Below are 13336 nucleotides of genomic sequence, written 5' to 3' on the forward strand. Positions count from 1 at the left end.
TTTTGGTCGATTTGCTGTCTTACCTGGAGCCTCGCACCCATCGATCAGCACCCCCTGCCTACCGGAGCTGACCTGCAAGATCAGGTTGGAAAAGGCTCACTCTGGTGTCGGAGCTGAGCGGCAGCCCGAAGCCGGCCTGGTCGGTGCCGCGCAGAGTCACCTCACCGAGGTCGCGTCCACGGTTGCCGGGCGCAGGAAGCCGGATCCGGGCATCGCGGCAACGGCGGCGCCGCGTCAGCATCGCTGACCTGGAACCAAGGGTCCCCGTGGCAGCCGGCGCGGTCCAGAGCGACCAGGACATCGGCGACGGTGGGCAGAGGCACGGGGGTGGGCAGCGTGCTGGGGAATCCTCGTGAATGAGTGGCTGCTGCCTCCCATTCCATGACGCCGTCGTGGGCCGCCTGGTGCAGGGGGATCACGAACAAGGACCAGCTCACCGCTGGAGTCCGTCATCGTCCAGCAGGTCGAGCCATTCCTGTGGCAGGTCGCCGGTGCGCCACAGGTCGATGGTGAACTCTTCGGTGTGCGGCTCGTCGGTCGGCTGTGAGGGGGACTCTGCGCGGTCTGGAGGCTGCCGTCGGCGCGCTACTCGTACCGAATAGGTGCCGGCTCCCTCGGGCAGGGGCTCGGGCAGGCTTTGGGAGGGATCTGGAGCGGACTCGACGTAAAGGCGCGCGGACGGGCATTCCAGCCGCAAGATTTCGGTGTGCCGGAAATCCTGAACCGGGGATCGAAGGCCGGGGTCTGCGTTCCACACCGCGACATTCACCAGCGCCGTCCGCACTGACCAGCAGTACATGAGCAGCTCGCGGCCGTTCGACACGGCTACCGCGTCCTTGCCGGAAATCAGCAGCTGGTGGGTCTCGTGCGGAGGTTCCTCCACCAGCTCGTCGCGCATCGCGAGGTTGGAGTAGGAGATCGGCTGGCGGAAATCGTGGTTCAGAAGTCGAGTAGCCACCTCGACGGCGGCGACGGTCAGGACCAAGGGGAACTCCTTGTCCATCTGGCCGAGGAGCAGCGTGATGATGCGCCCCTCGTGCCGCCAAGCCGGAAACGGCTCGCCGCTGGTGAACATGGCGAGGTCGTATTCGAGGCTGGAGACGCTCTCGTCACCGGCCACCACGCGTTCGTATTCGGCATGGAACGAGTGCGGCTCCGGCGGCCGCCATCTCGTCGTCAACGCCGCGACGACGTCGCGCCGAAACTGCTCGAAGCTCTGGTACGCCTCGTCCAGCAGCCGCCACGCCGTCCCGTCATGGTCGGCGGTCGTTTCGTGGAGGCTCGCGAAGACCGCGATCGGCACGAAATGGGCCTGCGACCCGCTCTGCGCCGCGCCCTCCAGCCAGTCGCTGGAGTCCGCCGATCCGTCCAGAAACGGTCGCGCCAGCAGTTCCTCCGCCGCCGCGACCACGCCGCCGATATCCACGGCCGGATCGTAGCGGCCACCTACGCGACTCGTCCGGCTGGTGAGCGCGCTGAGCCAGGATCGCTCCAGCAGCCGGGACTGGCGGTGGCTCCGCGTTTCTTCTATTCGGGAGTGCAACTGCTGGCCCAGCCGTCCTGGCCCTGGCCGTTCACCTCCAGGATGTAGTTGGTGGATTCTGAGCCGGACGACGGAATGGCGAAGTGGACGAACTGGCCGTCCATTTTCGTGAAGTAGCAGTTGATGCCGGTGGCCGCTCTCGTCGTCCCAGGGGGAACCGCGGAGTTGGGTCTCGCCTGCCATCCGTCCCGCACCAGCGCGGCCTCGTAGAAGGCGACGATCTCGGTGCGAGCAAGCGGGCTGCGATAACTCCGGTTCGCGTAGGCCTGACCGTTCGAAGCGTCACAACCGCTGCCGCTCTTCGTGGGAGTGGCCGACTCGGGACGCGCATCCAGGATCGGCAGGTCGTTCAGCTGTTCGGCGAGCTGGCCGTCGCGCTTCGAACAGATGTCAGAGCTGTCGTCCTCGGCCGCGCAACCGGCGAGAGCACCCACGAAGAGCGACGCTGACACGGCAATCCGGGCCATGCGGTTCACATGTCGGCCGGAAAGAACGGCTCGGTGTTCGCCGTCAGCCAGTCGGTCAACGGGTCGCCGGCCGGGCGGAGTACCACCGTGTCGACCGGGAACGGCGAGGTGACGCGGGCGGTCACCTCGCGCACCGCGGCGAAGACCTGATCCATGTCCTCCTCGGCGCGCAGCCGCACCCCGATCAGCAGCGCCGGGGGCTGGTCGCCGACCTTGCCGAGCGCCAGCCTGGCCTCGAGCACGGCGGGCAGCACAGCGAACGCGCCGGCCAGAGCGGCGAGCAGCTCGTGCGGCTCCTCGACGGGCAGGCCGAGGCGCATCCGGGAACCGGCGGCGACCCGCCTCTCCCCGCCCCGGATCTCGTCGACGCCGGACGCCCGGATGGGCAGGCCGATCGCGCCGCCGGGGTTGACCGCGAGGCCGAGCTCGGGCGACAGCAGGGCGGCCAGTTCCCGGCCGGGCAGCACCATGTGCGCCTCCCCGGCCGCGGCCAGCCCGAACTGCTCGGCGGAGGTGAACACCGCCACGTACGGCCCGTCCGGCAGGGTCATGATCGGCAGGGCGGTGTCGCCGCCGGGCTGCGCTCCGGCGGGCAGCGGCACCCACAGGTCGTTCTCGCGCAGGGCGTGCAGCAGCTGCTCACCGGTCGCCGTCCCGGCGCGGGTGTCGGCGAGCACCGACTCGAGAGTGTTGGCCGGGAAAGTCATGCCGGGATGCTATCCGTGCGCGGAATCGGGCCCGAACGGCACGTCACGCACCAGTCATCGGTGGCCTTGCAGGAAGGCGGCGATGTCGGCGCGGGTCGGGTAGTCCGGCAGCGGGGCGGGTTGGTCGGCGAGGAACGCGGTGATGACGGCGGCGGCGCGCTGGTTGTTGTCGTCGAGGCCGTTCCACATGTGGTGGCCGACCCCGGGCAGGTACTGGGTGCGCCGGATGGCGGGATCGGCCGCCAGCACCGCGGTCTGCCACTGACGGACCTGCGCGGAACATTCCGCGATCATCAACATCGCGGGGGTACGGGAGCGGCTCAGCTGCGGTGCGATCGAGGGGGAGTCGATGAGCGTCTCCTGTACGCGGAGGCTGGCGGCGGCGTTGAAGGAGAAGTTCTGCGGGCTGTCCTCGACGGGGATGCGGAGCGCGTCGCGGGCGCAGTAGGCGGACGCGGTGTCGCTGCCGAGGTCGGCGGCGGTGAACGCGTTGACTCCTTCGGCTTGGCCGATCAGGCCGTTGTCGAGCTTGAGCAGGCCGAGGCGCATGAGGCCGAAGGTCACGCCGTAGCGGGGCAGGTACGTGGACCTGGCGCCCGGCGGTGCCGCAGCGGAGTCGCGGGCGGACGGCCGGCCCGCGGGACCGTCGATCCGGCTGGTGGGGCCGTCCATCGGGCCCGGCTCGGCGATGATCGCGCGGTGCACGCGGGCGGCCACGCCGGGGTCGGTCAGGGCGCGGGTGAGCACGATCGCGCCGGAGGAGAATCCGAGCACGTCGACCGGCCCCCGGCCCAGGTGATCGATGAACGCGCCGAGGTCGGTGGTCAGCCGGTCGACGGTGTACTGCGGCATGGGCAGCAGGTCGCTGCGTCCGCCGCCGGCCTGCTCGTACGAATAAACGTCGTAGCCCTGACCGGCGAGCTGTCGCAGGAACGTGTGGTCGAGCAGCGCGATGCCGCGGATCGGGCCGCCGTGGAGATAGACCAGGGGCGTCGCGCGGTGCGGGGCGCCGGCGGCGGGCGGGTAGTGGTAGACCGCGACCCGGCTTCCGGTGGCGAGGCGCCAGTGCTGTGTGACGACGAACGGCAGGTCAGCGGGGTAGCGCCGCTCGGCGGGGACGGTGGGAATGCACACCGTGACGGTCAGCGCGGCGGCGGTCGCGACCGCCAGCAGCCGGCCTCGCCTGCGTTTTCGGCTGTATCGGAGCGTGGCGGCGGTGGCCAGCAGGAAGGTCGTCAGCCAGGCGACGAGGCCGCGTCCGGCGCCGCCGGTGGCGACGATCAGTGCGAGGAAGCCGAGGATCGATCCGGTGGCGGTGGCGAGGTTTCTGCCCATCGGCATTCCTTCCGATCAGTTTCAGAACATCGTTTCAAAACACTGTACCAAAACCGGTCCGCCCGGCGGGCCAAGCGGGGCGAGCAGGGCTTTAGGCTGGACATCGTGGGCAGACCGAGAACCAACGACGACGCGGTGAAGGACCGGCTGGTGCAGACCGCGACCGAGATGCTGGCGACCCGGCCCCGCGAGTCGCTCAGCATCCGCGCCCTCGCCGCGGCCGCCGGGACCGCGACCGCGGCGGTCTACACGTTGTTCGGCAGTAAGGACGCATTGATCGGCGAGGTGCGCACCAGGGCGGTCAGTGGGTTGTTCGCGTTCTTGTCCGCGGTTCCGGCCAGCAGTGATCCGCTCGCCGACGTCTCCGCGCTGGCGGAGGGATACCGGCGGTGGGCCCTCGGGCACCCGCACCTGTACGCGGTCCTGTTCGGCGGCCTCCAGTCGTTCGACCCGTCGGGGACGGCCGGAACGGGTGACCCGATCGGCCTGCTCCTCGACGCGATCAACCGGGGGCGGGTGGCGTCGGTCCTCGCCGGCGACCCGGCGGACATCGCGCTGTCGCTCTGGGTCGCGTTGCACGGGCTCGTGACGTTGGAACTGGCCGGGGCGCTCGACAGCGCCACCGCCGACCGCACGTTCGCCTCAACCGTGCCCGCGACGCTGCGCGGCTGGGCGTGCTCAGAGGTCTGACACGTTGTGCGAGTGGAGACCATGCCCGTCGGCGTTGGCCCTCGCCTCGAAGCTGCGCCGGCGGGCGTCCGAAGACAAACCACAACCAAGGATTTGTACGATGTGAGCTGCGCGCGTCCAGCGTGGCGACCGCCTCCCGCTCCTGCGCGACGTCGTCCTGCGCCCCGCCGGCCGCCCGGTACAACACCTTGACCCGGCCAGGGCGAGCGCCAGGACCAGGGCTGTCGCGACCGCTCTCAACGCATCTCCAGGCGCTAGTTGACCGCCGCGAAGTGCTGGCGCTCGACGGTGAGATCCTGCCCTGGCTTGCAGGTGAGTTCGGTGGTGGCGTTGCGGTAGCGGACGCGGGTGGTTGTGGCCGTGTCGGAGAGGATCCGGGCGGCCAAAAGCTCGCCGTCCCGCCAGGTCAGGTCGACCGTGAAGCCGCCGCGCGCACGTAGCCCGCGCACCGACCCGTCCCGCCACGTCGACGGCAGCGCCGGGAGCAGCTCGATCTCCTCCCCGTCCGACTGCAGCAGCATCTCGGCGATCGCGCCGGTCCCGCCCGCGTTGCCGTCGAACGAGTAGATGTTCTGCGGGGCGCCGGCGATCCCCCCGGCCGAGTAGCTGAGCAGGTTCGCCTCGCTGGTGTCGGCGATCAGCCGGGTGACGTGCACCAGGGCCTGGTCGCCGTCGAGCAGGCGGGCGTGGAAGGCGGCGAAGTTGGCCTCCACCCACTCGGTCTGCTCCCAGCCGGGCGCTTGCTGGCGGCGTTCCAGGGTGACCGCGGCGGCGCGGGCCAGCTCCGGGGTACGGCGCGGGCTGATCTGCCGTTCCGGGAAGACCGCGACCAGGTGGGCGGTGTGCCGGTGTGCCGGGTCCGCCTCGTCGAAGTCGTCCAGCCACTCCTGTAGCTGGCCGTGCCGTCCGATCCGGAACTCGGAGAGCCGCTCACGGGCCGCCGAGATCCGGTCGCGCAGGTCGGCGTCGACGCCGAGGATGGTGGCGGCCTGCGCGCAGATCCGCAGGATCGCCTCGGTCAGGACCCGGTCGGAGGTGGCGCCCATCGCGACCGAGCACGGCGTGCCGTCCGGCGCCAGATACCAGTTCTCCGGTGACTCGGCGGGTCCGGGCACCAACCAGCCGTGGGTCGGCTCGGGCGTCAGATAGGAGAGCAGGAACAGCGCGGCGTCGCGCAGGACCGGGTACGCCTCGTCGCGCAGGTAGTCCTCGTCCGGCTGGTATTCGTAGTGCTCCCACAGCTGCAGGGCGATCCAGGCCCCGCCGGTGACGTTCATACCCCAGCCGATGCCGCTGCCGGGTGCGGTGTAGCCCCAGGCATTGGTGACGGTGTGCGCGACCCAGCCGTCCGCGTCGTACATTTCTCGCGCGGTGCGACGACCGGCGGAGGCGAGGCGCTGGACGAATCGGATCAGCGGAGCGTGGCACTCGGCGAGGTTCGTCGACTCGGTGGCCCAGTAGTTCTGCTGGGTGTTGATGTCGAGGTGGAAGTCGTTGCTCCAGCCCATGCTGCTGGCGAACCCGTCGTTCCACACGCCCTGCAACGCGAGCGGCAGCGGCGAGTCCTCGCGGGAGCCCGCGATGGTCAGGTAGCGGCCGTACTGGAAGTACAAAGCGATCAGGTCGTCGTCGCGGTGGCCCTCGGCGAGGCGGTTCCGGCGTACGTCGGTGGGCAGCGCGACCGGCTCACCGAGGTCGATCGACACCCGCCGCATCAGCCGCTGATGGTCCGCGATGTGCGCGGAGCGCAGCACGTCGTAGCCGGCTGCGGGGAACACCAGCTGCGCGGAACCTGCCCAGTCGGTGCCGGCGGCGATCAGCACCACGACCGCGTCCGCGCCGGTGACCGTGATCGTGTCGCCGTCACGGGACAGCGTGCCGCCGTCGAGCTGGAACCGGGCGCGGATCTCCACGGCGACGCCGTCGCGTCCGTTGCTGTGCAGCGATTCCACCGCCCGGCCGCTGAACGCGAGGCCGTCCTCGGTGGTCGTGGTCGCGCCCGGCAGCACGGTGTCGTCGAGCGTTGCGGAGAAGCTGATGGCGGCCGGTCGGCTCGAGCTCAGCCGCATGGCGATCACGCCGTGCGGGTGCGAGGCGAAGACCTCCCGTACAAAATGGCCGATTTTGATCGTGGCGAGGCCGGTGTCGAGGTCGAGGGAACGCCGGTAGTCACCGGCCGCGTGCTCGGCGAAGTCCAGGCGCAGCCGGGGGAGGGGGACGTTGGTGCCGAAGTTGGTCGGCCGGCCGGGCAGGTGCTCGGTGGCCAGCTGCTGGGCCTCGGCGAACTTTCCGTCGAAGAGCAGCCGGCGGATGGCCGGGAGTTCACGCAGCGCGGTCGGGCTCACGTCACCGTCGGTGGGTGCGCCGGACCACGCGGTCGACTCGGAGAGCCGGATGATCTCGGTGCCGATCCCGCCGTGGACCATGCCGCCGAGCCGGCCGTTGCCGATCGGCAGCGCCTCGAACCAGCGTTCCGCCGGCCGGTCGTAGTACAGAACGCTGGAAGACATGGCGTGATCCTTTTCAGGTGAGCTGGTCGCGGAGCCAGGGGAGCTGCACCGGGGCTTGCTGGCTGCCGCCGCCCTCGTGCCGGTTGTAGGGCCAGACCTGGATCGTCTTGGGTCCCGCGTAGTGGTTGTAGGCGGCGAACACCGTCGACGGCGGGCACACGTCGTCCATCAGACCGACCGAGTACAACGCCGGCGCCGTGCCCCGCGCGGCCAGGTGCACGCCGTCGAAGTAACCCAGCGTCGCGAAGGCGTCGGCGATCCGGTCACGGTTGGTGGCGAGGAAAACCGAGATCTCCTGGTACGGATACGAGTCGGTGATCTCGGTGGCCCGCCGGAACCAGGTCAGGAACGGCACGTCGATCAGCGCCGCCCGGACCCTGCGATGCAGCCCCGCCACGGCCTGCGCGATGCCGCCACCCTGGCTCGCCCCGGCCACCACGATCCGGTCGGCATCGACGTCGTCCAGCGTGGCCGCCAGGTCCACGGCCCGCACCGCGTCGGTGAACAGCCGCCGGTAGTAGTACAGCTCGGGGTCGAGGATGCCGCGGGTCATCAGCCCCGAGTGGTGCGGCGTGGTGTCGCCGGCCAGGTCGGGGGTGTCGCCGTCACCCTGCCCGCGCGAGTCCATCACCAGCACGGCGTATCCGGCGGCCGGCCACAGCAGCCACTCGTGCGGGCGGCCGCGCCCGCCGCCGTACCCGATGAACTGCACCACGCACGGCACCGGCCCGCTGCGCACCGTGGGCAGAATCAGCCACGCGGCGACCGGCTGGCCGCCGTAACCGCGGAACCGCACGTCGAAGACCTGCACGCCGGGCAGCAGCGCGTCGTACGGTGTGAGGCTCGCCGCCAGGTCGTGCTCGCGGGCCTCGGTCAGCGTGCGGGCCCAGAACGCGTCGAAGTCGGCGGGTTCGTCGAGCGCCGGGCGGTAGTCGTGCAGGGCGGCGAGCGGAAGGTCGAACATGGCCATCGGGGTCAGCCTTTCGCGGCGATGCGGGTGAGGTGGACCAGCACGCTGGCGTGGTCCCCGCGGGGCAGGGTGAGCGGGAGTCCGGCGTGCCGCAGCACGGCGCCGGAGTGCACGGTGCCGGTGTCCTGCTCGCGGTAGTGCGCGTCAGGATCAAGAGCGGTCAGTCGCAGCGGCGCGGGCTCGTGGCCGAACGGCCGCGACGGGCACCAGGCGAGCACCACGAACTGGTCCTCGTGCGCGTAGCCGACCGCGCTCAGCGTGCCGTCGCCGGCCAGCCGGTACGCGGTCCCGTGCTGCACCGCCGGCCGGATCCGCTTGTACGTGGCGATCAGCTCGGCCGCGTCCTTCAGCTCGTCCTCGCTCCAGGTGGCGAGGTCGCCGCCGATCCCGAGCGCGCCGGCCATCGCGACGTGGAACCGGAAGCGCAGCGGCGTTCGCCGGCCGGTGGCGACGTTCGGGTTGTCGGTCACCCACGCCCCCATCACCTGCGCGGGGAACAGCTGGCTGAAGCCGTGCTGGATGCCGATCCGGTCGACGGGGTCGGTGTTGTCCGACGTCCACACCTGGTCGGTGCGGGCCAGGATGCCCAGGTCGGCGCGCCCGCCGCCACCGGAGCAGGCCTCGATGCGCAGCCGCGGATGGTCGGCGCGCAGCCGGTCCATGATCTGGTAGACCGCGCGGGTGTGCTCGAGCCACACCCGGTCCGGGTCGGCGTTGCCGGGCCAACCCGCCTCGGTGAACGGCCGGTTCGCGTCCCACTTGAGGAAGTCGATGTCGTGCTCCTCGACCAGCCGGTCCAGCCAGGCGTGGGTCCAGGCCGCGACGTCGGTCCGAGCCAGATTGAGTACGAGTTGCTGGCGCATCTGCGTACGACCACGGTGCGGCATGTGCAGCACCCAGTCGGGATGTGACCGGTAGAGGTCACTGTCGGGGTTGACCATCTCGGGCTCCACCCACAGGCCGAAGAGCATGCCGAGCCGGTGCACCTCGGCGGCGAGCGGCCGCAGCCCGTGCGGGAAGCGCGCCGGGTTCGGCGTCCAGTCGCCGAGCCCCGCGTGGTCGCTGACCCGCTCGCCGAACCAGCCGTCGTCGACCACGAACAGCTCGACACCGAGCCGGGCGGCGCGGGCGGCCAGCGCGGTCTGCCCGGCCTCGTCGACGGCGAACCCGGTCGCCTCCCACGAGTTGTAGAGCACCGGGCGCAGCTCGCCGGGGTGCGCGAGCACGTGCCCGCTGACGTACGCGTGCCAGGCCCGGCTGGCGGCGCCGAACCCGCCGGAGGTGAACAGGCCGGCGTACACCGGGGTCTCCAGCGTCTCGCCGGGTTCCAGGGACCAGGTGAGCCCCTCGTGCCCGTGCCCGCCGGTCCACCCGACCCGGCCGACCGGGTCGCGGTGCAGGGTGATCCGCCAGCTGCCGCTCCAGGCCAGCGCGGTGCTCCACACCTCGCCGCGGTCCTCGCCGGCGGTGCCGTCGTCCAGCGCCAGCCACGGGTTGGCCTGGTGGCTGGTCATCCCGCGCCGGCTGGTGAAGACCGTCTCGGCGGCCGGCACCTCGCCGCGGCGCAGCTGGAACTCGCTGTTCCAGCCGCCGACCAGGTGACTCATCCGGTAGCCGTCGCGGTGCGGCAGCGTCCAGGCCGCGCTGTCGCAGCGCGACACGGTGATCGGGAGCTGGTCGTCGCGGTTCTCGACGCTGGTCCAGCGCTCGATCACGTCGCTGTCCTGATGAACCCGGTAGTGCAGGGTGACGCGCAGCGGATAATGCCGGTCATGCAGGTGGATGCGCAGGTGCCCCTGGTCGGTGTCGTGCCCGGCGTAGCGCCACTCGACGCCGCGGCTCCCGTCGGCGAACCGCACCTGCAGCCCGGCCGGCCCGAACCGCGTACCACCCTCGGCGGCCAGCTCCGGCACCCCGCCCGCGTCGTCGAAGCTGCTGCCCGCCGCGGGCCGGCGCTCGGCCAGCTCCCGGGCCTGCGCCGGGGACAGTCTCGCCCCCCAGTGCACGTGCTGCACGACGTCGTTCTCGTCGAGCCGGATGGCGTACGACGTCGACGGGGTGTGCAGCAGCCACAGGCGCTGGTCCGGCTGGAACTGCAGGTCGGGCATCTGGATCCTCGAGGTGATCGTCGGAAAGCTTCGGCCGATGAGTGCGGCGAGCGTAGGACCGCCGTCGCGGCTAAATCAATACTTGACGAAGGAAATTATTAAGGGTAGATTTTCATCATGTTTCCCTACGGCGAGGCCGTGGCGCCCGCGGTCACGTCCGTGTTCACCGCGGTGCTGACCGAGGGCCCGATCAGCCGCGTGGCGCTCGCCCGCCGGCTCGACCTGTCCTCGGCCGCCGTCACCAAGGCGGCCCGCCCGCTCATCGAGATGGGCTACCTGGAGGAGCTGGCCGCCACCGAGCGCACCGGCCCCGGTGCCGGCCGCCCGGCCAGCCCCCTGGCGATCCGCGCCGACCGCGAGTTCTTCGTCGGCGTGAAGATCACCCGCGATGAGCTGATCGGCGTGGTCTGCGATCTGCGCGCCGAGGTCCGGGCGTCGGCGCACCGGCGACTGGCCGCCACCGACGTCGACCACGTGCTCACCGAGCTCGGCGAGCTGGTCGACGACCTGCTGGACGGGCCCGGCGACTACCGTTCGCGGACCCGCCGGCTCGGTGTGGCGATCTCCGGGGACGTCGACCACTCCACCGCCCAGGTGCGCTACTCGCCGTTCCTGCGGTGGCGCGACGTGCCGCTGGGGGAGCGCGCCGGGAAGATCACCGGACTGACGACCTCGGTCGAGAACGACGTGAAGGCGCTGACCACCGCCGAGCAGTGGTTCGGCGAGGGGGTGGGCGTCGACTCGTTCGCCCTGGTCACGGTGGGCGCCGGTATCGGCTGCGGCCTGATCGTCAACGGCCGGCTGGTGTCCGGGTCGCACGGCGTGGCCGGGGAGATCGGCCACATCGGCTTCGACGTCGACGGCCCGGAGTGCCACTGCGGCAGTCGCGGCTGCGTCGAGGCGGTCGCGGGGGCGGATGCGATCGTGCGCCAGGCCCGGGAAGGCACCGGCCGCCCGGAGCTCACGTTCGAGGACGCGGTGACGCTGGCCCGCTCCGGCGACGCCGCGGTGGGCGCGGTGTTCGCCCGCGCCGGGACGGCGATCGGCGCGGGCATCGCCGCGGTCGCCAACCTGGTCGGCCCGGCCCGGATCGTGGTCTCCGGCGAGGGCCTGTCGGCGTATGACCTGTTCGAGCCGCACATCCGGGCCAGCTTCCAGCGGCAGGCGTTCGGCGCGGCGGCCGACTGCCCGCTGTCGATCCGCGCGCTGCCGTTCGAGCAGTGGGCCCGCGGCGCGGCCACGGTCAGCATCAAGGACCTGGTCGGTTCCTGACCCGCGGGCGATCGGCGACCTGACGACGGCTGGCCGCGGGCCTGGTCGACGAGGTGCGGATGGACGTCGTCCCCGTGGTGTTCGGGTCCGGCAGGCGCTACTTCGGGTCGGTCGACGCGCAGCACCTGCTGGCGGATCCGGACGTGGTGATCCAGGGCAACCGGGTGCTTCACCTGCGCTACCCGGTGCGCCGCTGACCGGGCTCGGCCGCGACGCGCGGCCGCGGCCGTGAGACACCGTGGTGTCGCGGTGGCCTCACGGGCGGGACGTGGCTCGTAGCCTACGGACGAGCGCCCGGTATTCGTATCAGATGGGGTTGATGATGGCCTCGGCGGCCGCGCGGCCCATCCGCAGCGCACCGTCCACATGCTGGAAGCCCGCGCCGGCGATGTCCGAGCATGCCCAGTGGATCGGGCCGACCGGGGTGCGCACGTCGCTGCCGTAACGCGACAGGCCGCCCAGGTCGAAGCTGGCACCGTAGGCGCCGCGGGTCCATTCCTCGCTGCCCCAGTCCGACTCGTAGTAGACGACCGGTGCGAGGGCCTGGTCGCCGAGGAAGACCGCGATCGACTCCAGGATCCGGCGGCGGCGCTCCGCGGTGTCCAGGGCGAAGAGCTGGTCGGCCTTCTCGTCGGAGATGAAGCCGACCAGGGTGCCGCGGCTGTCGCCGTGGTTGGTGTTGTCGTAGACCTCCTGCACCAGCGAGCCCGAGCCGAAGCCGGTGCCGGACAGGCCGTCGGCGCGCCAGAACGGCGTGTCGTAGACCGCGTGCACCTTGATCACCAGGCCCATCGACAGGTGCTGGTGCATCTGGTGCTGGCGGCGGGGCAGCGGCGGGTCGAAGCTGATCCGGGTGTAGAGCGGCGGCGGCACGGCCACCACGACGTGGCGGGCCCGCACGGTGACCCCGTCGGTGACGACCGTCACGCCGTCCGGTCCGGTTCTGATCGTACGAACGGGAGCACCGAGATGAACGTCCCCGCCGAGCGAAGCCGCGATCCGGAGTGACACCTCCTGCATGCCCCCGACGACGCGCCGGTCGAGGATGTAGTCCTCGTCGGTGAGGTGCGAGAACGACCCGGCGGACGCGGCCATCAGCACCGCCTGCAGGGTGGAGAAGCTGTGCGCGGGCTTGGTCAGCATGCCGCCCGCGATGAACAGGCCGACCGCGTTGCAGGCCTCCTCGTCGCCGGACTGCTGCCGCAGCCAGCTGTGGAACGAGACGGTGTCCAGCTCGCGCGCGAGCGGGTGCGCCCACGGCCGGTCCGCGCCGATCTCGGCGACCAGGCCGTCGAGGATGCCGGTGAGCCGCTCGATCTCGCTGATCGTCTTCTCGCCGGCCGGGAAGACCGACCCGTCGTAGCGGATCCGGGTGCCGTCCGGGGTGAGGTAGACCGAGTCGCCGTCGCGGTGCCGCGGGTACGTCTCCAGGCCCAGCTCGTCGAGCAGGTCGCGCAGCACGTCCTGGTCGGGGGAGACCCACTGGCCGCCGATCTCCAGGAACGCGCCGTCGATGACGTCGCTCCAGGTACGGCCGCCGACGCGGTCGCGGGCCTCCAGGACGGCGACGGTGCGGCCCGCTGCCCGCAGCGTGCGTGCGGCCATGAGTCCGGCCGGTCCGGCGCCGACGATGGCGACGTCCCGGTCGATGATGGTGCTCATTAAAAGTCTCCGTTACTGCGGCCGTGTGCCGACGGTGCGCTGCGTGCGATCTTGGCGGCAGGGTAGAGGATG

At 71.3% G+C, this 13336-nt stretch carries 11 protein-coding genes and 1 pseudogene; 4 read left to right on the top strand and 8 right to left on the bottom strand.

All coding sequences use genetic code 11. The features are described from left to right. Positions 1-247: hypothetical protein (locus tag ADL15_RS56170; protein ID WP_232344947.1), on the top strand; the 247-nt coding region annotated here is incomplete at its 5' end. 186 nt (positions 248-433) lie between these two features. Here the strand turns inward: ADL15_RS56170 and ADL15_RS45205 are convergent. The 4 genes from ADL15_RS45205 to ADL15_RS45220 form a co-directional block, all read right to left on the bottom strand. After that, complete coding sequence (locus ADL15_RS45205) at positions 434-1426, bottom strand: hypothetical protein (protein WP_067705894.1); 993 nt, start codon at positions 1424-1426, stop codon at positions 434-436. A gap of 101 nt (positions 1427-1527) precedes the next feature. Continuing rightward, positions 1528-2010 (bottom strand): hypothetical protein, encoded by a 483-nt coding sequence (locus tag ADL15_RS45210; protein WP_157441992.1) that lies wholly within the window; start codon positions 2008-2010, stop codon positions 1528-1530. Between the two features lie 5 nt (positions 2011-2015). Beyond that, the gene (locus tag ADL15_RS45215; RefSeq protein WP_067705898.1) at positions 2016-2717 is read right to left on the bottom strand and encodes an enhanced serine sensitivity protein SseB C-terminal domain-containing protein; all 702 of its coding nucleotides are present in this window, start codon (positions 2715-2717) and stop codon (positions 2016-2018) included. A gap of 54 nt (positions 2718-2771) precedes the next feature. After that, the gene (locus ADL15_RS45220; protein ID WP_198171288.1) at positions 2772-4052 is read right to left on the bottom strand and encodes an alpha/beta fold hydrolase; all 1281 of its coding nucleotides are present in this window, start codon (positions 4050-4052) and stop codon (positions 2772-2774) included. A gap of 105 nt (positions 4053-4157) precedes the next feature. Between ADL15_RS45220 and ADL15_RS45225 the strand changes: the two genes are divergently transcribed. Next, positions 4158-4742: a TetR/AcrR family transcriptional regulator gene (locus tag ADL15_RS45225; protein ID WP_067705901.1), complete on the top strand. Its 585-nt coding sequence runs from the start codon at positions 4158-4160 to the stop codon at positions 4740-4742. A gap of 254 nt (positions 4743-4996) precedes the next feature. Here ADL15_RS45225 and ADL15_RS45230 read toward each other — a convergent pair whose 3' ends face one another. Genes ADL15_RS45230 through ADL15_RS45240 form a run of 3 tightly spaced genes read right to left on the bottom strand, consistent with a single transcriptional unit; the run spans position 4997 to position 10330 of the window. Beyond that, complete coding sequence (locus ADL15_RS45230) at positions 4997-7252, bottom strand: glycoside hydrolase family 95 protein (protein ID WP_067705903.1); 2256 nt, start codon at positions 7250-7252, stop codon at positions 4997-4999. A gap of 13 nt (positions 7253-7265) precedes the next feature. Then, a complete protein-coding gene (locus tag ADL15_RS45235; protein WP_067705904.1) occupies positions 7266-8222 on the bottom strand; it encodes an acetylxylan esterase in 957 nt (318 codons plus the stop codon). A 5-nt stretch (positions 8223-8227) separates the two neighbouring features. Next, positions 8228-10330: an alpha-galactosidase gene (locus ADL15_RS45240; protein ID WP_067705906.1), complete on the bottom strand. Its 2103-nt coding sequence runs from the start codon at positions 10328-10330 to the stop codon at positions 8228-8230. A gap of 117 nt (positions 10331-10447) precedes the next feature. Between ADL15_RS45240 and ADL15_RS45245 the strand changes: the two genes are divergently transcribed. Continuing rightward, entirely contained in the window at positions 10448-11602 is a 1155-nt protein-coding gene (locus ADL15_RS45245) for an ROK family transcriptional regulator (RefSeq protein WP_157441993.1), read from the top strand. 29 nt (positions 11603-11631) lie between these two features. Continuing rightward, a pseudogene (locus ADL15_RS52285) lies at positions 11632-11799 on the top strand (dihydrofolate reductase); the annotation flags it as partial. A gap of 109 nt (positions 11800-11908) precedes the next feature. Here ADL15_RS52285 and ADL15_RS45250 read toward each other — a convergent pair. After that, positions 11909-13264, bottom strand: coding sequence for a flavin monoamine oxidase family protein (locus ADL15_RS45250; RefSeq protein WP_067705908.1), 1356 nt, complete (start codon positions 13262-13264; stop codon positions 11909-11911). Between the last annotated feature and the right edge of the window lie 72 nt (positions 13265-13336).

Source organism: Actinoplanes awajinensis subsp. mycoplanecinus (assembly GCF_001509495.1).
GTDB lineage: Bacteria > Actinomycetota > Actinomycetes > Mycobacteriales > Micromonosporaceae > Actinoplanes > Actinoplanes palleronii.

Coding starts and splice junctions, on each gene's coding strand:
- ADL15_RS45245 (WP_157441993.1), top strand. CDS start 10,448: ATGTTTCCCTACGGCGAGGCCGTGGCGCCCGCGGTCACGTCCGTGTTC.
- ADL15_RS45215 (WP_067705898.1), bottom strand. CDS start 2,717: ATGACTTTCCCGGCCAACACTCTCGAGTCGGTGCTCGCCGACACCCGC.
- ADL15_RS45210 (WP_157441992.1), bottom strand. CDS start 2,010: ATGGCCCGGATTGCCGTGTCAGCGTCGCTCTTCGTGGGTGCTCTCGCC.
- ADL15_RS45220 (WP_198171288.1), bottom strand. CDS start 4,052: ATGGGCAGAAACCTCGCCACCGCCACCGGATCGATCCTCGGCTTCCTC.
- ADL15_RS45230 (WP_067705903.1), bottom strand. CDS start 7,252: ATGTCTTCCAGCGTTCTGTACTACGACCGGCCGGCGGAACGCTGGTTC.
- ADL15_RS45240 (WP_067705906.1), bottom strand. CDS start 10,330: ATGCCCGACCTGCAGTTCCAGCCGGACCAGCGCCTGTGGCTGCTGCAC.
- ADL15_RS45250 (WP_067705908.1), bottom strand. CDS start 13,264: ATGAGCACCATCATCGACCGGGACGTCGCCATCGTCGGCGCCGGACCG.
- ADL15_RS45235 (WP_067705904.1), bottom strand. CDS start 8,222: ATGGCCATGTTCGACCTTCCGCTCGCCGCCCTGCACGACTACCGCCCG.